Source organism: Actinoplanes couchii (assembly GCF_016862075.1).
GTDB classification, from domain to species: domain Bacteria; phylum Actinomycetota; class Actinomycetes; order Mycobacteriales; family Micromonosporaceae; genus Actinoplanes; species Actinoplanes couchii.
The window spans coordinates 56,937-74,316 of the sequence record NZ_BOMG01000073.1 but is presented as its reverse complement, the minus strand read 5'-3'; the positions used below and the strand labels follow the sequence as shown (position 1 = coordinate 74,316).

Sequence of the window (17,380 nt, the reverse complement as noted above, 5' to 3'; positions counted from 1 at the left end):
TCAGGCCTTCCTCAGGCGTGGGTCGAGTGCCAGGTAGAGCAGGTCGACCACGACGTTGACCAGGGTGAAGAGCAGGGCGATGGCCAGGGCGGCGCCCTGCACGATCGGGTAGTCGCGCTGGAGGATCCCGTTGATGAGCAGGTTGCCGACGCCGGGATAGCTGAAGACCGTCTCGGTGATCACCGACCCGCCGAGCAGCGACCCGAACTGCAGGCCCAGCACCGTGACGATCGGCAGTGACGAGTTGCGCAGCACGTGGCGGCGCAGGATGGTCCCGCCGGACAGGCCTTTCATCCGGGCGGTCCGGACGAAGTCGTCGCCGAGCACCTCGAGCACCGACGCCCGGACGATGCGGGTGATGAAACCGGCCATCGACAGCGCCAGGGTGACGGCCGGCAGCAGCAGGTGCTCCAGCCAGGGCAGGATCAGCTCGGGCCGGTCCTGGAAGATCGCGTCGAGCAGGACGAAGTTGGTGAACGGCTGATAGTCCAGCTCGTTGGGGAGCCGCCCGATCACCGGCAGCCAGCGCAACCACACCCCGAAGATCACGATCGACAGGACGCCGAGCGCGAACCAGGGCAGGGAGAAGCTGACCGTACCGATGGCCCTGGTCGTGGTGTCGATCCAGGTGTCCTTGCGCAGCGCCGCGACGATGCCGGTGAGCATGCCGATCAGCACCGCGATCAGCATCGCCGCGACGGTCAGCTCGATCGTCGCGGGCAGGGCCTCGCCGAGCAGCGCGGTGATCGAGTTGCCGCCGTAGAACGAGGTGCCCAGGTCCAGGGTGAGCAGGTCACCGAGGAACGAGAAATACTGTTCGGGCAGGGACTTGTCCAGGCCCAGCGCGGCGTTGATCTTCTCGGCGTTCTCGGTGATCTCGGCGGCGCTGGAGTTCCCGGAGGCGCCGCCGGCCGCGAGGCTGGTGGCGGGGGAACCGGGCAGCAGCCGCATCGCGATGAAGACCATCGTGCTCAGGCCCAGCAGGACCAGCGGCACGGCGGCCAGGCGCTTGGCGATCAGCCACGGCGTGCCCGCCTTGTGCAGGATCGCCGTCTTCATCGCGTCGCCCGGGGGTCGAGCGCGTCGCGCAGGTCGTCGCCGACGAAGTTGCACGCCACCACGAAGAGCAGGGTGGCCGCGGCGGGCATCACCACGAGACGCGGTGCGGTGTAGAGGAACTCCTGTCCGGCCTGCACCATGTATCCCCAGTCCGGTGTCGGGGGCTGGATTCCCAGCCCGAGGTAGGAGAGGCCGGCGGCGAACCCGGCGGCGACCGACAGGGTCATCACCACCTGGGCCAGCATCGGCCCGGCGAGGTTGGGCAGCATCTCCTGCACGAGGATCCGCGGCCCGCGGGTGCCGCCGAGTTTGGCGGCGAGCACGTAGTCCCGGCCTGCCTCGCGGGCGGCCAGCGCTCGCGCCAGCCGGGCCAGGCCGGGCGCCAGGGCGACGCCGATGCCTGTCACCAGGCTGCCGACGCCCGGTTTCCAGGCCGAGACGATCAGGATGATCAGCAGCATCGACGGGAAGGCCAGCGCCAGGTCCATCAGCCGCATGATCAGCCACTCGACCTTGCCACCCAGGTAGCCGGCCATCAGCCCGAACCCGATGCCGAGCACCGCGGCCAGGGCGGTGGACAGGAACGCCACCATCAGCAGCGGCCGCGCGCCGTGCACCATCCGGGCCAGCTCGTCACGGCCCAGGTCGTCGGTGCCGAGCAGGTGACCGGCCGCGCCGAGCGGCAGCAGCGTGTCGTTGGTGCCGCGAGCCGGGTCGGCCGACACGAAGATCGGCCCGAGGATCGCGGCGAGCACGAAGAGCGCCACGACGATCCACGACCCCGCCGCGAGAGGGCCGCGGCCCAGCCTCCGCGCCGCGAAAGCGGTGCGGAAGCCGGCCGTGGTGGTCTGATCAGACACTCGCGTTTTCCATGTAGCAGCGGTGCGAACCGAGGGCCTTCCAGTTCATGTTCTTCACGTTCGCGCCGCTCACCACCGGGTTCGAGGCGCTGGCCAGCATGCTCAGGGTCATGTACTTGTCGGCCCACTCACGCTGGATCTCCGAGTAGGCGGTCTTGCGGGCGGTCGCGTCGGCGATGTTCTTGGCGTCGAAGAGCCGGTCCGCGTACGCCGCCGACCCGTCCAGGGTGTTGAAGCCGGAGATGAAGTCGCCGTACACGCCGGACGGCCGGGCCAGGGCGCCGATCATGTCGTCGGCGTCCGGGTAGTAGCCGTTGCGCTCCCAGATCATCAGGTCGTGGAACTTGTCGTCCGGCGCGAGCAGCCGGTTGAAGTAGGCGGCCGGATCCACCGAGTCGGTCTCCACCTTGAGGCCGATGTCGGTGAGGTTCTGCGCGATGATCTGCGCCGCTTTCGGGTGCCACGAGTCGCTGGCGGCCATCAGCCGGACCGTGCGGCCGGTCGCGCCGGCCGCCTCGATCAGCCGCTTGGCCTCGGCCACGTCGGTTTTCGACAGGTCGGCGAGACCGGCGTCGTACGCGTCCTGGCTCGGCGGGATGGTGTAGCCGTCCGGCAGCACCGCCGCGCCGAAGAACGCCTGCGCGATCAGGGCCTGCCTGTCGATCGCCAGGTTGATGGCCTTGCGCACCTCCAGCTCCGGGATGCGCCGGACGTCCATCATCATGAACGCGTCGAAGCTCTTCGGGGTGTCGTACACCGTCACCGACTTGTCGCCCTTGAGCTGCGTCAGCGCCGAGTAGGGCGTGAACTGGGTGGCCGAGACGTCCCCGGACAGCAGCGAGCTGACGATCGTGGACGGGTCGGTGACCTGCTGCAGCACCAGGCGGTCGATCGGGGGCTTGCCGAGGCGGAACCCGTCGAACGCGGTGAGCGTGACACTCTGGCCGGAGGTGGCCGACGCGAACTTGAACGGGCCGGTGCCGACCAGGTTCTTGCCGATGTCCTTGCCGGCTTTCTCCAGCGCGGCCTTGGAGATGACCCGGGCGCCGATGTCGGAGAGCCGGCCGAGCAGCGTCCGGTCCGGCTTGACCAGCACCATCACGAACGTGTTGGCGTCCGGCGTGGTCATCTCCTTGAGGTTCGCCCCGACCGTCTTGAACGGCCGCGACGCGCCCTCGGGGAGCGTCTTGTCCTTGTCGTCGAACTGCCTGTTGAAGCTGGCCACCACGTCGGCCGAGGTGAACGGCGTGCCGTCGTGGAAGGTGATGCCCTGACGCAGCTTGAAGGTGTAGGTCAGCTGGTCGTCCGAGACGGTCCAGCTCTCGGCCAGGTCCGGGGTGGGCTCGTTGGAGTCGTACGAGATGAAGGTCAGGCCGCGGCAGATGAGGTCGACGACCATCCAGTCACCGAGGGTGGTGTAGAAGGCGGGGTCGTTCACGGCGCTGGTGCCGTCGATGGCGAGGGTGAGGGTGCCGCCGGTCTTGGCGGCACCGCTCTTGTCGCCCTCTTCGGCGGCGATGCCGCAGGCGGCGAGCAGGCCGGTGAGGCCGGCGCCCATGCCGAGTATCGAGGCGCCGCGAAGCAGAGTGCGGCGGGAGACTGCCTGGTTGCCGATTTCCATGTGGCACTCCGGGGGGTGTTTTAAAGTCTGCCTATTTGGGATGTCATTCGGAGGAGATTGGATCCAATTGTTGGGGCCGCTTGTCGCAGCCGTGTGTCCCGAATATGAACGTGATGTTTACGAGCAGCAGGTGGAGCCGCCGCGGGACGCCGCGGGGTCCGGAATGTCCAGTGCCGGGTTGCGGTCGAAGAACCCGTCCGGTTCCAGGACCAGGTGGATCGCCTCGACCGGCATGACCGGCCACTGCTCGGGCCGCGGCAGGTGGTGCACGCCGAGGACGGGCCAGACCACCAGCGGCACGCCGTCGATCGAGCGCTGCTGCTCCTGCCACACGTGCACGCCGTCCTCGCCGGGCTCGGCGTGGTTCGGGTACTGCCCGCCGATGAACTGCTCGGACTCGTCGAACGGGGTGGCCCACACGTGCTGGTGGATGAACGGGGCCCGGCGCGCCATCACCGACTCCGGCAGGCCGAAGCTGCGGGTGGTGTTGGGGATCGCCAGGCGGTACGCGGTCGGCTCGCCGTAACGGTTGGTCTTGTCGGCGCTCTCGATCCGCCAGTGCCGGGCGATGCTCGGGTCGTTGCGCTGGGCGGTCTCCGTGGTCAGCGGCTCACGGACGTAACGGACCGCGTTGCCGTACGGGTTGAGCGCGGGATCCGGCTCGGTCTCGGCGTGCTCCTCGACCAGCCGGTTCAGCTCGCCGTCGATCGCGGTGTCCAGGCGGATGCCGAAGTAGTGCTGGTGGATCGGCGTCTGCACGTTCTTCGCGACGATCCGCCCGTACGGCGCCTCCTCGCCCTCGTTGATGCCGGACGCCGACAGGATCCCGGTGAGCTTGACCTCCAGCTCGATCCGGCCGTCCTGGTAGAGCGTCCAGTAGAAGCCGTAGTCGTAGTTCGCCACGGTCTGGAAGTTCGAGATGATCAGCCGGCGGCTGCGGCGGACCTCGGACACCCCGCGGCGCAGGTCGTTGTGCTTCCAGAGGATGCTGGCGTCCTCCTCGTGCATGCAGATGGCGTTGTCGATCGAGACCGGGTCGCCGTAGCCGCCGAGGTGGATGCCGTTGAAGTAGTAGATGACGCCGAGACAGTCGCAGCCCAGGGCCAGCGAGTTGGTCAGCGGGCCGGCGCCGTACTCGCCCCAGTCGAAGAAGTTCTTCCGGTACTGGGTGGAGTTGGAGTCGAGATACGGTACATACATCTCGTTGCAGGCGGCCCGCTTCAGGATCGAGCGGCCCTGGAACTCCAGGTCGTAGAGGACCAGGCCCTCCCGGTGGGTGAAGCCGACCCGGAACGTCCAGCCCTGCCAGTCCACCTTCCAGCCGTCGACCGAGAAGCTCGGGCCCTCCGGCTGCACCACGTCGATCGGCTTCAGGCCCTCGCGGTCCGGGCCGAACGCGCCGGTGGTCAGCAGGCCGGCCTCCTCGGAGACCGGGATGACCCCGTGGTCCTCGACCTCCAGGACCTCCATGGTGTTCATGTCGATGATCGGGACGACACCCTGCACCGGGCGGGCGTAACCGTTGTCCTCCACCTCGGTGCGGTGCCAGACGGTGCCCCAGGTGACCCGGCGCCCGGCATATTTCCCCTCGAAACCGCCCATCGACTCGGCGTCGATCATCACCAGCGACACGTCGTGGATGCCGCGCCGGGCCATCACCTCGCGGAACAGCTCGCTGTCCCGGCAGGCCTGGGCGGCGGCGCGGGCCTCGTCGGAGGTGATGCCGGGGCGGCGCGGGTCGACCTCGCGCCAGTCGACGGCCTCCGCCTTGTCGCCGTTGACCACGACGTCGATCTCCCAGGCGGCGGCACCTCCGGTCGCGATGGCGACCAGGCCGAGCCGAACGCCTGTGGCGTCACCGGCGACCACCTTGCGAGCATGGGTCTCATCGAGGGTGGCGCCCCAGAAACGGGGCCGTTCACCGAGCCGGCCGTCCGTGCGAGCCGCGTCGACCGCCAGGTTGATCTCGATCGTGGTCGGCGGGTCCAGCGGGTGCGAGCGCAGGACCGGTGAGGCTGTGGTGTGGCACACGCTCATCGGTGGCTCCTTTCGTGGTATGACCATAGGTGATTTCGGGATACGAAGATAGAGTGATTGGATCCAGAATCTGGGCCGTCGGGATTGCTATGGTGACGGCCGGATCCCCCCGACTCTGTTCCGGCAGACACAGCTTTCCGACGAGGCCACAATGGACCCCGCACTGACGACCGCATCGAGCGCTCTCGTTGACGAGACCGCCGCCGCCATCCGCGCCCGGATCATGTCCGGCGAGATCCCCATCGGGGCCCAGCTGCGGCAGGCGGAGCTGGCGAAGAAGCTCGGTGTGAGCCGCACCCCGGTCCGTGAGGCGCTGCGCCAGCTCCAGACCGGCGGCCTGATCGCGGTGGTGCCCAACCGCGGCGCGGTGGTCCGGGTTCCCGCCCCGTGGGAGGTGCGGGAGGCGTACGAGGTGCGCGCCGAGCTGGAGGGCCTGGCCTGCGCCCGCGCCGTCCGGCGGATCACCCGGGACGGCCTGGCCGAGCTGCGGCTGGTCAACGAGCTGCTCCGACCAGGGGACATGCCACCCGACACGGCGTCGCACGCCGCCAACGACCGGTTCCACATCATGATCCACCACATCGCCGGCAACGAGCGCCTGGCCCGGGTGATCCGGGAGATCAACGAGGCGTTCCCGCGCAACGTGTCCGCGCTGGTGCTGCACGAGCACCCACGCCACCGCGACGACAACTTCGCCGAGCACGAGCGGATCCTGGCCGCCCTCGAGGCCGAGGACGCCGAGACCGCCCGCCGCGAGATGCAGGCCCACGTCATCGAGGCCGGCGAACAACTGGCCCGATGGTACGAACGCCGCTCCGGCACCGTCTTCCACGGACACGGACACGGACACGGCCACGGCTTGGCCTGACGCTCACCGGTCCGCGACTCGGCCTGCTGCGAGTCGGTCCCCCGCAAGTCGGTCCACGGCTTGGCCTGACGCTCACCGGTCCGCGGCCTGGCTTGAAGCTGGCCGGTCCACGGCTTGGCCTGCCGCCAGTCGGTCCACGGCCTGGCCTGAAGGTCGCCGGGCCGTGACCGGGCCGGATGCGAGCCGGGTCGCGGGCCGGCCTGCCGCGAGCCGGGTGACAGCTCGGCCTGCCGCGAATCGGGTCGCGGCTTGGCCTGGCGTGAGGTGCCGGGGCGGGGCATCAGAGTGCGCCCGGGGCCAGGAAGTCGAGGTCCGGGCGCTGCTTGCCCAGCGCCAGATCGGCCAGCGCCGCACCGATCGCCGGGCCGAACTTGAACCCGTGACCTGAACAGGCCGCCGCGACCAGCACCTGCGGGGTGTCGGGCAGCGCTCCGACCGCGAACCGGTTCCGCGGCGCCATGGTGTACCGGCACGCCACCGAGTCGACCACGTCACCGTCGGCCGCGGGCAGGAATCGACGGGCCAGCGCGAGCAGTTCACCCGCCTCGGCCGCGGTCACCGGCGTCTGCGGGCCGAGCCCGTCGGCGGGCCCGTGATCGAGACCGATCTTCACCGGGCTGCCGTCGAACGCGGGCAGCCCGTAGAGCAGCCCGACCCCCGGCACCTCGACCGAGAACGGCCCGAGCGCCGGCGGCGCCAGCTTGGCCGGATCGGACGCCCCGATGAAGATGTTGACGATCCGGACGACCTTCAGAAGATCCCGCAGCTCCGGTACGAGTGATCCGGTCCACGGCCCGGCCGAGACGACCAGACGATCCGCGCGCAGCACACCGTCCGCGGTCCGCACCGTGACACCGTCACCGTCGGCACTCCAGCTCTCCACCGTGACGCCGGCCCGCCGGTCCACCCCGTGGGCCAGGCCCAGCTCCCGCAGCGACCGCATCGTCGCCGCGGCGTCCAGCACCCCGGCGGCCGGGTCGAAGACGGCGGTGAACTCGCTGCCCAGCCGCAGCCCGGCGAACCGGGACGACGGAACGGTCACCACGTCCGGCCCCCGCAGCCCGGGCGAACCGTCCGACGCGGGCCGGGCGTACAGCCCGCCGGTCGTGGTCAGCAGCGGCACCCCGGCCGCCGCGGACAGCTCCGACCAGGCGAGATAGGCCCGGTCGACCAGGTCGTCCCAGATCGGGTTCGGATAGGCGCGCCGGATCATCCGGGTGTGCCCGTGCGACGAGCCCTCGGTGTGGCCCTCCGGGAACCGGTCCAGGTGCACCACGCTCACCCCGCGCTGGGCCAGGTGCCACGCCGCCGACGAGCCGTGCACCCCGGCGCCGATCACGATGGTGTCGGCCCGGGCACCCGAGGAGATCAGCGCCGGTGCGCCCTTGCCCGCTTTGGCCGGCAACGCGCCGGTCAGGGCGTCGACGTCCGAATCGTCGTTGTAGACGTGCACCGACGCGCGGACCACCGCATCCAGGCCGCGACGCCCCAGATCCCACCGGCCGTGACTGGCCGGGACCGACACCAGGTGCACACCCGCGGCCCGCAACCGGCGGACCGTGTCGACAGGTTTCTCCCCGTCGACGACGAACGTGACGATCGCACCACCGGCCGCGGCCGGATCGGTCAGGCGGACCCCCGGGGTGGCGGCCAGATCGGACCGCAACCGGTCGGCGAGCGCCGTGGTGCGCCGGTTGATCTCCTCGATCGTCAGATCGAGAGCCTCGCGCAGCGCGGTGCCGAGACCGAGCCGCAGCGCATGCGCCGTCTCCCAGGTCTCGAAACGCCGGGCCCCGGCCGCCAGCTCGTAGCCGTCGTCGCTCTGCCAGACCGCGCCGCGCACGTCCGGGTGCGACGGCCGCATCAGCTCGCGCATCGCGGGGGAGACGTAGAGCAGGCCGGTGCCCCGCGGGCCGCGCAGGAACTTGCGGCCGGTGCCGACGATGATGTCGCCGCTGGTCACGTCCAGGGGGAGCTGCCCGAGGGACTGGGTGGCGTCCAGCAGCAGCGGGACACCTGCCGCCCGGCACTGGGCGGCGATCTCGGCGGCCGGCTCGATCAGCCCGGACGAGGTCGGCACGTGCGCCACCGTCACCAGGGCGGCCGGCCGGCGCAGCGCGTCGGCGAGTGCCTCCCTGTCGACGGTGCCGTCCGCCGCGCAGGGCAGCACCTCGACCTCGATGCCCTTGGACTTGCGCAGCTCGATCAGGTGCAGCGCGGAACTGACGTAACTGGAGGCGGAGGCCAGGATCCGGTCGCCGGCCTTCAGCGGGAACGCGTCCAGCGCCCGATGCCAGGCGACGGTGGCGCTCTCGGTGAGGGCGATGTCGGCCGGGTCGGCACCGAGCATCCGGGCGGCGAGGGAGTAGACCTCTTCGGAGCGCTCGGCGGCGATCACCGCGGCCTCGTAGCCGCCGACCCGTGCCTCCAGCCGCAGGTGCTCGATCACCGTGCCGAGGACTGCCTCGCTGGGCAGGGCCGACCCGGCGGCGTTGAAGTGCCGTGCGTGCCGGGCGCCGGGGGTGGCGGCCCGGAGGGCTGCGGTGTTCATCGGGGGGTCTTGGATGTCAAAGTCATGTAATTGGATCCCATCGTGCGAAGTGATGCTCATAGCGCGACCACGACGCCCTTGCGCTCGCAGAACGAGTGCAGGGCCTCGTCACCGAGGTCGCGGCCCAGGCCGGAGTCGCCGACTCCGCCGAAGGAGAGTGCCGGGTCGAAGATGTTGTAGGTGTTCACCCACACCGTGCCGGCGTGCAGGGCGGACGCCATCCGGTGCGCGCGGGACAGGTCCTTCGTCCAGACACCGGCGGCCAGGCCGAACGAGGTGTCGTTGGCGATCGCGATCGCCTCGGCCTCGTCCTCGAAGGCGATCACGCCCGCGACCGGCCCGAAGATCTCCTCCCGGGCGATCGTCATGGTGTTGGTGACCCCGGTGAACAGCGTCGGCTCGACGAAGTAGCCGGGCCGGTCCGGGACGGCGCCGCCGGTGGCGATCGTCGCGCCCTCGGCGAGGCCCTTCTCGATGTACGACAGGACGATGCCCCGTTGTTCCTCGGAGACCAGCGGGCCGACCGAGACGCCGCCGTCGAGCCCGTTGCCGACCGGAACCCGCTTCGTCGCCGCGGTCAGCCGCTCGACCATCTCGTCCAGGATCGAGCGCTGCACCAGGATCCGGCTGCCGGCGGTGCACATCTGCCCGGAGTGGCCGAAGCTGGCGCGCATCGCCGTGGCGGTCGCCGCGTCCAGGTCGGCGTCGGCGAAGATGATGTTCGGGCTCTTGCCGCCCAGCTCCAGGGTCAGCCGTTTGGTGGTGGCCGCGGCGGACACCATCACCTTGCGGCCGACCTCGGTGGATCCGGTGAACGACACCTTCGCCACGCCCGGGTGCGCCACCAGGGCGGCGCCGGTGCGGCCGTCACCGGTCAGCACGTTGAGCACCCCGGCCGGCAGCCCGGCCTGCTCGCACAGCTCGGCCAGCCGCAGCATGGTCAGCGGGGTCTGCTCGGCCGGTTTCACCACCACCGTGCACCCGGCGGCCAGGGCCGGCGCGAGTTTGTGGGCGGCCGTCATGATCGGGAAGTTCCACGGCAGGATCAGCGCCGCCACCCCGACCGGTTGCAGAACCGTGTAGACGTGGTGCGCACTGCCGTCGATCGGGACGACCGTGCCGGTCAGCCGGCCGGGAGCGCCGGCGAAATGCCGGAAGTCCTTGGCTGAGAACGCGGTGTCGGCGCGGGACCGCTCGATCGGCTTGCCGTTGTCCCGGGTCTCCAGGACGGCCAGCTCCTCGAGGTTCTCCTCGATCAGGTCGGCGATCCGGGTCAGGACGCGGGTGCGCTCGATGGGGGCGAGTCCGGACCAGCGGCGGTCGTCGTGGGCCCGTTTCGCCGCTCGCACGGCCAGGTCGACGTCGTCGTCGGTGGCCTGGGCGATCGTGGCGATCGACTGGCCGGTGGACGGGTCCAGGACTTCGATGGTCTCCCGGTCGCCGGGTTCGAACCATTCGCCGTCGATCAGTAGGCTACGCATGTCTGAAATATCCTCTCAGAACAGGTCGAAGTATTCGCGTTGCTCCCAATCGGAGACGTGCGCCAGGTAGCGGGCGAACTCGTCGCGTTTGATCCGGGCATACCAATCGATCGTCTTCTGCCCCAGTGCCTCGGCGAAGACCCGATCGGCCTCGAGAGCGGTGACCGCTTCACCGAGCGACTGGGGGAGCCGGACGGCGTCGGTCGCGTACGGGCTCTCGGTGGGCGGACCCGGGTCCAGCGCGCCGGCCAGCCCGTCCAGTCCGCTGATCACCTGGGAGGCGACGTAGAGGTACGGGTTGGCGGCCGGCTCACCGGACCGGTTCTCCAGGCGGCCGCTGACCGCCCGGACCATCGCGCCCTTGTTGTCGGCGCCCCACAGCACCCGGTCCGGGGCCAGCGAGAACGGCAGGTAGCGCTTGTAGCCGTTGACCGTCGGCGTGCTGAACGCGGCAGCCGCCGGGGCGTGGGCGAGCAGACCACCGAGCCAGTGCCGGGCGGTGCTGGACATCAGCGTCTCGTCGGCGCCCGGCTCGAACGCGGCCCGGCCGGTCGCCCGCTCCCGCAGCGACTGGTGCAGGTGCCAGCCGGTGGACGCGCTCGCCGTGCCGTGCGGCCGGGACATGAACGTGGCGTGGTAGCCCTGCCGCCGGCACATCTGCCGGATCGCCGAGCGCAGCAGCGTCACGTGGTCGGCGGACTCGGCGGCGCTCCCGGCCTGGAGCGTGATCTCCAGCTGGCCGGCGCCGAACTCCAGCTCGATGGACCGCAGCGGCAGGTCGAGACTGCGCAGCCCGCGCTGGAGCAGCTGCACGACCTCGTCGTAGTCGTCCAGGCCCTCTTCGAGCAGCAGCTGACCGCCCTGGTTCGCCTGACCGTCCCGGAAGACGTGGAACTCCAGTTCGACACCGACGGTCATGTCGTAGCCGGCGCTGCGCAGCCGGTCCAGCTGCCCCCGCAGGATGCTCCGGGTGCAGTAGGGGACCGGCGCGCCGGTGGGGAACCGCAGGTCGCAGAGCACCCAGCCGGTCTTCTCCGCCCACGGCAGCACCCGGAACGTCGTCGGGTCCGGCACCATCACCACGTCACCGGCGCCGGCGAAACCCGGCTCGGCGTCCGGCGTGAACACCGGCATCACCGACTGGCCCGACGAGTCCTTCAGCAGCAGCGAACTCGGCGCGGTCACCCCGTCGCGCAGCGCCCCGGGGATCGAGGCCCTGGTCAGCGTCTTGCCGTGCAGGATGCCGTGCTGGTCGGCGAAGGAGAACCGGATCAGCTCCAGGCCCAGCTCGTCGATCACCCGGCGGATCTGGCCGGCCGCTGCCCACTGCTCGTTGCTCCACAGGCCGTGCCGGTCGATGAAGCCGCCGCGCTCGGCCGCCAGCATCGGACGGGCGTCCCAGCCACCGCCGCCCTCGGCGACCAGGCGCTCGTCAACGCTGCGCAACGTTCTCCCTTTCGCCCGCGGTCTCGCCGGCCCAGGGGGACGCGTCGCGGCGCTCCTGCTCGCGGCGGCGCCAGGTGGCCTCCCAGTCCGCGGTCGGCGCGATCGTGTCGACCGCCAGAGGGCCGTCCAACTCGCCGGTACGAGCGGGAAGGGTGCCGCCGTCGGCGAAGGCGTCGATGGCGCGCAGCAGCATCCGCCGGTTAGCGGTCACCGCCCGGTCGGAGATGCCGAGCCGCTCGACGGTGCGGTCCTGGATGCGGCCCATGCTCTCCACCGCCCACTGGTCGTGGACGTTGATGTCCAGGCCCATGCCGGTATACGTGAGATCACGCTGCTCGGCGGGGTCGTATCCCCAGTTGTTCTCCCGGTTGCGCAGCGGCCGGTAGTCCGGCAGCGAGACCTCGGTCAGACGCTGCTGGAGCAGCGTCTCCTGGTCGGTCTGCTCGGCGAAGTCGTAGAAGATCATGTACCAGTAGTGGTTGAAGTCGTCGACCGGCACGTGCCACTGGATGAAGACCTTGCTGTTGCCGAACGGCACCACGAACGCGTTGGGGAACACCAGGTTGGTGATCCGGACGTGCTTCACCTCCTCGGTGAGCTGGCGCAACGCGTACACCCGGAGGCCGTGATCGGCCTCCTCGACCTCGATGTCCGGCCGGTAGGAGTCGCCGACCAGCTTCGACAGCTTCTGCCCGGTGCCCTCGACGATCTCGCTGAACTGCTGGCCGTAGACCTCGCGCGGGTCCTCGTCGATGAAACGGTGCAGGAAGGAGACGTGGCTCGGGTCGATGCCGCCCTCCAGGCCCTGCAGCCAGTTGCACTCCCACAGGCCCTTGAAGGCGAAGGTGTACTCCTCGGGGGCCTGCAGCGCGTCGTAACCCGGCAGCGGGGGCGGGTCGCCCTCACCGAGGTAGGCGAACACGATCCCGTTCCGCTCGACGCACGGGTAGCTGGGGATGCGCACCTTGTCGATGAAGCGGCTGTGCGCGGGCTCGGCCGGCTGCTCCTTGCACCGGCCGTCCGCTCCGTAGAGCCAGCCGTGGTAGAGGCAGCGCAGGCCGCCCTCCTCGTGCCGGGCGAAAGCCAGGTCGACGCCGCGGTGCGCGCAGAACCGGCCGACCAGACCCCACGTCCTGTCCGGCTTGCGGAACAGCACCAGGTCCTCACCGAGCAGCCGGACCGGCTTGACCTGCCGCTCCGGGCTCATCTCGGAGACCAGGGCGGCGGGTTGCCAGTAGGCGCGCATCAGGCTGCCGAGCGGTGTGCCCGGCCCACTGCGGGTGACGCGTTCGTTCTCCTCGCGTTTGAGCACAGGCCCTCCCATCAACGTTGGTATACGACCTCACCAAGATTGGATCCAATCCTGGCATGACTCGGATCCTGTTGGGAAGAGCCGAAAGTGGCCCTGACGCCGGAAAGTACTTGCCTGCTAGGAAAGTTGTACGGTACTTTCCTAGCAGGAAAGTTGACGCCGAAGGGGGAAGTCACATGGGTATCCCGCCGATCGACGCCGAGCTCGCCCTGGCCGAGATGCAGGCCCGCCGGGCACAGGTGGTCGACTCCAACCTCGTGCCGAACTGGTTCTGGGGCGCCGTCGCCGCCCTGATGGTGCTCTTCACCGTCGCCATCGAGAGCGCGATCCCGTGGCTGATCGGGGCCGGCACGATCGCCTACGTCCTGGGGCTGGCCGCCGTGGTCGTCGCCCTGGTGCGCACGGCGAGGGTGCAGGTCCGGTCCACGTTGCTGGGGACACGGGGCATCCTGACGATTCTCGGCTTCGCCGGCGTACTGACGGCAATCGGTCTTGCTCTGGGTTTTGCTCTCGACGCCGCGGACGTGGCCTTCCCGGCGACGCTGGCCATGCTGCCGGTCGCCGCGGGCATGGCGTTCGGCGGGCCGCGGTTGATGTCGCATCTGCGGGCGCTCATGCTGTCTCGCCCGCTGGCCGGCGACCGGTGAGCCGCTTCGACGAGCTGATCCACGCGCCGACCCGGTTGTCCCTGGTCAGCCTGTTGGCCGCCACCGACTGGGCCGACTTCAAATTCCTCCGGGACAGCCTCGGGATGTCCGACTCGGCCCTGTCCAAACAGTTGACCACACTGGAGGAGGCCGGCTATCTGGAGATCCGCAAGTCCTTCGTGGGCAAACGACCGCGGACCTCGGCGCAGCTCACCCCGGAAGGGCACGCGGCGTTCGCCGGGCACGTGGCGGCACTCCAGGAGATCGTCGCCCGGGCCGGGCTGGCAGTGATCCCCGACTCTGCCTGACGTTTTTTGTCGGACCCCTTCTCTAGGCTTGCCCGACATCGAGGCCAATGGAGGTACTGATGTCGGGCTGGGTCATTCCTGAGCAGTGGCGAGCGCAGGTCGTTCCGCGTCGCGGTGGGATGACGGCGCCTTGGCCGGAGCCACCCGCCGCGGCCGCCGAGGATCTGGGCCGACGGTTCGCGCTGCCCGCCTACGGCAAGGATCCGGACGCGGAGTTCGACCCGGTCCGTCACGCCCGTGCCGTCGACTCCGCGGCGGCGTGGTCCGGCGGCGGCGACCTCGACCCACGGGACGCCGCGGCGGCGGTGCTGCTGCTCGGCGGGGAGATAGGCACCCTCCCGGCCGAGGCCTGGGTCCAGCGGTCGGGTGTCGTGTTCGCCGCTCGCGCGGTCGCCGAGATGCCCACGATGATCTTCAACCCGTTGCGGCGGGACGAGACGCTCTACCTCCGTTCCCGCAGTGTCGACGGGCTCCAGGACTGGTGGGCGAGTCACTGGAATCCCGAGCGGACCAGGATGGTCGCCGACGAGGACGTGCTGGTCAGCGCCGCGATGACGATCCGGGCCCGGCTCGCGGCGGCCGCCGCCGAGGAGCACGCCGCGGCCCTCGCGGCTCTCGACGAGTATCGGGAGGGGCCGCTCCCACAACGGATCATCACGTCGTTCCTGGCGCCGGAGCGGTCCGACTGGATCGACGCGGACATCGCCGGCATGGTCGAGTGGTTCGGGCAGTTCACCATCGACCACCGCCGCCTGGGGCTGGAGGGCCGGCTGCACACGCTGCTCGTGCTGGCCGCCGCGGACCCCCGTCAGTTCTGTGCGCTGGACCAGGCGCTGGACGCCAGCCCGGTCCGGCTCCACGACCAGTGGATCCCGCGCGAGCGGATGCTGGGTACCGCGGCCGATGTGCTCGGCGACGACATGATGAAAATCCTCGACCAGCGTCGGTACGGGGATGTCGCGGGCATCCGGATGGGCCATGCGGGGCTGGGTGACGAGGCGCTCGCTGTCCTGATGAGCATTCCGAGCGACGCGGCGATGCGGCGGATCGTGACCGGCACCCTCGACACCTACCTGTCCGACTTCGCCCGCTGTGGCGCCCTGATCCGGCAACCCGAGCGAGCGCTGCGGGTGCTTGCCGACGCCGAGCGGTCCCGGAACCCCGATGGGTGGCTGCCGTCGATCTACCGGGACGTCATCGCCACCGTCGTGGACACGGTCCCCGGAGCGGAGGAGGCCCTCGGGGATCGCTCCGGGCTCGGTCGTGGGCTGGCGGCGCGGCTCGACATGGCGGACCGGCATTCGACGGTGTTCGCCCGGGCCGCCGACCGGAAACAGGCGGTCACCTGGCTGGCGGCGATCCGCACCGACGAGACTCTGGGTCTGCTGGCCGAGCGCGCCGACCAGAAGTACGTCGCCCCGATCCTGCTCAAGGTCATCACGAAGGATCCGGCGCGGGCGCTGCGGGTCCTGGCCGGATGGGAGGCGGACGACGAACATCGTGGTGAAGTCGTCGCCGACGTTCTGCGGAACCTCGTGCTCGACCACGTCGCGGCAGCTCGTGCCTTCCTCGACGAAGGCGAACCGTCGAGTCCGGCTGCCCGGCAACGGATCGAGCGGATCCTGACCGCGGTGGAAGCAGCGGCGGCGGTGCCGGTCGCGGCCGAGGCTTCTCTTCCCGCTGTGCTGCGATCCGGGGCGAAGACCAAGCGGCTGCCCGGCTGGCTTGTTGTCGGCGCGCTGCCCGGGGTGCGGGTGCGGGGCAGTGAAGCGGTGCTGCCGGAGTCCGCCGTCCGGCAGTTGATCGATCTGGTCGCGCGGTCCACCTTCGCCGTGCCGCATCCCGGGCTCGACGATGTGCGGGCGGCCTGCGAGCGGGCTGACCTGGCCGGGTTCGCGTGGGCGATCTTCGAGCAGTGGCGTGGTGCCGACCATCCGAGCGGGGACAAGCAGGCGATGCTCGCGCTCGGGCTGCTCGGGGACGACACCACCGTGCCCGCGGTGTCCGCGCTGTTCGGGGAGTGGGCGTTCGGCGCCGCCGGGCGGGTCCGGACCGGGATCGAGGTGCTCGGCGCGATCGGCACCGACGTCGCCCTCACCCATCTGCGGCGGGTGGCCCGCAAGGCGAAACAGAAGGGCTTCCGGAAACTGGCCGAGGAGAAACTCGACCGGATCGCCGAGGTCCGTGGGCTCAGCCCCGCCGAACTGGCCGACCGGATCGTGCCCGACCTCGACCTGGGTACGGACGGGCGGCTGCTGCTCGACTACGGGCCACGCCGGCTCGTGATCACTTTCGACCAGTGGCTGACCCCGCAGATCAGCGAGGAGTCCGGGCGCGTCCTCAAACGACTGCCGAAACCGGCTGCCGCCGACGACGCGGTGAAAGCCGCCGAAGCGCAGGCCTCCTATACGACGCTCAAACGTGAACTCAAGGACGTGGCCGCCGAGCGGTTGCGTGCCCTCGAAGAGGCGATGCTGACCGAGCGGGCCTGGGGCGCTGACGACTTCCGTGCCCTGATCCGGGACCATCCGCTGGTCCGGCACATCGCTCGCGGGCTGATCTGGCAGGTCGTCGATGGGCCGAGTTTCCGGATCGCCGAGGATCGGACACTGGCCGGGGTCGACGACACGACGCTGACCCTGGAGTCGTCGGCGGTGGTTCGGCTCTACCATCCGGCCACCGGTGATCCCGCGGCCACCGCCACCTGGGTGGGGACGCTGGAGGACTACGAGACGTCCCAGCCGTTCCCGCAGCTCGCCCGGGAGGTGCACCGGTTCACCGCGGAGCAGACGGGGGTGGCGCAGATCGATGACTTCGCCGGGTCCGTGGTCGGCTCCGGACTGCTGTATGCGCTGGTCAGCCGGGGGTGGCGGTTCGGCGAGTGGCACGGTTCGGTGGTTCGTGACTGGCCTGGCGGGCAGGTGGTGACCGTCGACTTCGAGCCACCGTTCGACCCGATGGGGTACGACTCGTCCGAGCCTCGCAAGCTGGGTTCGGCGGTGCTGTCATCTCCACCGGAGGCGACGTTCGGGGAGCTCGGTCCGCTCGCGGCTTCCGAAACGCTCCGCGACCTGCACCGCCTCGCCGCCGGCTGACCCGCGCCGCGAGGGGTGGCCCGGCCCGGCCTGGCAGGCGGTGCGGAGGTGCCAGGCGGTGCCGGCCTGGCCCGGCCCGGCAGGTGGTGCGGGTT

The 17,380-nt window shown here is 70.4% G+C and carries 12 protein-coding genes; 4 read left to right on the top strand and 8 right to left on the bottom strand.

Annotated elements, in window-relative coordinates:
* The 4 genes from Aco03nite_RS29270 to Aco03nite_RS29255 form a co-directional block, all read right to left on the bottom strand.
* Positions 1–1,059: an ABC transporter permease gene (locus tag Aco03nite_RS29270; RefSeq protein ID WP_203800331.1), complete on the bottom strand. Its 1,059-nt coding sequence runs from the start codon at positions 1,057–1,059 to the stop codon at positions 1–3.
* A complete protein-coding gene (locus Aco03nite_RS29265; protein ID WP_203800328.1) occupies positions 1,056–1,919 on the bottom strand; it encodes an ABC transporter permease in 864 nt (287 codons plus the stop codon). Before Aco03nite_RS29265 ends, Aco03nite_RS29270 begins: the two co-directional genes overlap by 4 nt.
* Complete coding sequence (locus Aco03nite_RS29260) at positions 1,912–3,540, bottom strand: ABC transporter substrate-binding protein (RefSeq protein WP_203800326.1); 1,629 nt, start codon at positions 3,538–3,540, stop codon at positions 1,912–1,914. Before Aco03nite_RS29260 ends, Aco03nite_RS29265 begins: the two co-directional genes overlap by 8 nt.
* Positions 3,541–3,657: 117 nt before the next feature.
* Complete coding sequence (locus tag Aco03nite_RS29255; RefSeq protein WP_203800323.1) at positions 3,658–5,577, bottom strand: primary-amine oxidase; 1,920 nt, start codon at positions 5,575–5,577, stop codon at positions 3,658–3,660.
* A 151-nt stretch (positions 5,578–5,728) separates the two neighbouring features.
* Here Aco03nite_RS29255 and Aco03nite_RS29250 point away from each other — a divergent pair, with 151 nt between their 5' ends.
* Entirely contained in the window at positions 5,729–6,445 is a 717-nt protein-coding gene (locus Aco03nite_RS29250) for a GntR family transcriptional regulator (RefSeq protein WP_203800320.1), read from the top strand.
* A gap of 280 nt (positions 6,446–6,725) precedes the next feature.
* On the opposite strand, the gene Aco03nite_RS29245 is transcribed toward Aco03nite_RS29250, so the two are convergent.
* Genes Aco03nite_RS29245 through Aco03nite_RS29230 form a run of 4 tightly spaced genes read right to left on the bottom strand, consistent with a single transcriptional unit; the run spans position 6,726 to position 13,247 of the window.
* Complete coding sequence (locus tag Aco03nite_RS29245; RefSeq protein ID WP_203800316.1) at positions 6,726–8,996, bottom strand: aminotransferase class V-fold PLP-dependent enzyme; 2,271 nt, start codon at positions 8,994–8,996, stop codon at positions 6,726–6,728.
* 56 nt (positions 8,997–9,052) lie between these two features.
* Positions 9,053–10,477, bottom strand: coding sequence for an aldehyde dehydrogenase family protein (locus Aco03nite_RS29240; protein WP_203800312.1), 1,425 nt, complete (start codon positions 10,475–10,477; stop codon positions 9,053–9,055).
* A gap of 15 nt (positions 10,478–10,492) precedes the next feature.
* A complete protein-coding gene (locus Aco03nite_RS29235; protein WP_203800308.1) occupies positions 10,493–11,923 on the bottom strand; it encodes a glutamine synthetase family protein in 1,431 nt (476 codons plus the stop codon).
* On the bottom strand, positions 11,910–13,247 hold the full coding sequence (locus tag Aco03nite_RS29230; protein ID WP_203800304.1) for a Rieske 2Fe-2S domain-containing protein: 1,338 nt from the start codon (positions 13,245–13,247) through the stop codon (positions 11,910–11,912). The genes Aco03nite_RS29235 and Aco03nite_RS29230 overlap by 14 nt, the downstream gene beginning before the upstream one ends.
* 164 nt (positions 13,248–13,411) lie before the next feature.
* Between Aco03nite_RS29230 and Aco03nite_RS29225 the strand changes: the two genes are divergently transcribed.
* The 3 genes from Aco03nite_RS29225 to Aco03nite_RS29215 all read left to right on the top strand — a co-directional run bounded on the left by Aco03nite_RS29225 (position 13,412) and on the right by Aco03nite_RS29215 (position 17,285).
* Positions 13,412–13,882 (top strand): hypothetical protein, encoded by a 471-nt coding sequence (locus tag Aco03nite_RS29225; protein ID WP_203800301.1) that lies wholly within the window; start codon positions 13,412–13,414, stop codon positions 13,880–13,882.
* Positions 13,879–14,190: a winged helix-turn-helix domain-containing protein gene (locus Aco03nite_RS29220; RefSeq protein ID WP_203800299.1), complete on the top strand. Its 312-nt coding sequence runs from the start codon at positions 13,879–13,881 to the stop codon at positions 14,188–14,190. The genes Aco03nite_RS29225 and Aco03nite_RS29220 overlap by 4 nt, the downstream gene beginning before the upstream one ends.
* Positions 14,191–14,309: 119 nt before the next feature.
* Complete coding sequence (locus tag Aco03nite_RS29215) at positions 14,310–17,285, top strand: DUF4132 domain-containing protein (RefSeq protein WP_203800297.1); 2,976 nt, start codon at positions 14,310–14,312, stop codon at positions 17,283–17,285.
* The last annotated feature ends 95 nt before the right edge of the window (positions 17,286–17,380 follow it).

Coding starts and splice junctions, on each gene's coding strand:
- Aco03nite_RS29270 (WP_203800331.1), bottom strand. CDS start 1,059: ATGAAGACGGCGATCCTGCACAAGGCGGGCACGCCGTGGCTGATCGCC.
- Aco03nite_RS29260 (WP_203800326.1), bottom strand. CDS start 3,540: ATGGAAATCGGCAACCAGGCAGTCTCCCGCCGCACTCTGCTTCGCGGC.
- Aco03nite_RS29255 (WP_203800323.1), bottom strand. CDS start 5,577: ATGAGCGTGTGCCACACCACAGCCTCACCGGTCCTGCGCTCGCACCCG.
- Aco03nite_RS29250 (WP_203800320.1), top strand. CDS start 5,729: ATGGACCCCGCACTGACGACCGCATCGAGCGCTCTCGTTGACGAGACC.
- Aco03nite_RS29245 (WP_203800316.1), bottom strand. CDS start 8,996: ATGAACACCGCAGCCCTCCGGGCCGCCACCCCCGGCGCCCGGCACGCA.
- Aco03nite_RS29240 (WP_203800312.1), bottom strand. CDS start 10,477: ATGCGTAGCCTACTGATCGACGGCGAATGGTTCGAACCCGGCGACCGG.
- Aco03nite_RS29230 (WP_203800304.1), bottom strand. CDS start 13,247: ATGGGAGGGCCTGTGCTCAAACGCGAGGAGAACGAACGCGTCACCCGC.
- Aco03nite_RS29225 (WP_203800301.1), top strand. CDS start 13,412: ATGGGTATCCCGCCGATCGACGCCGAGCTCGCCCTGGCCGAGATGCAG.
- Aco03nite_RS29215 (WP_203800297.1), top strand. CDS start 14,310: ATGACGGCGCCTTGGCCGGAGCCACCCGCCGCGGCCGCCGAGGATCTG.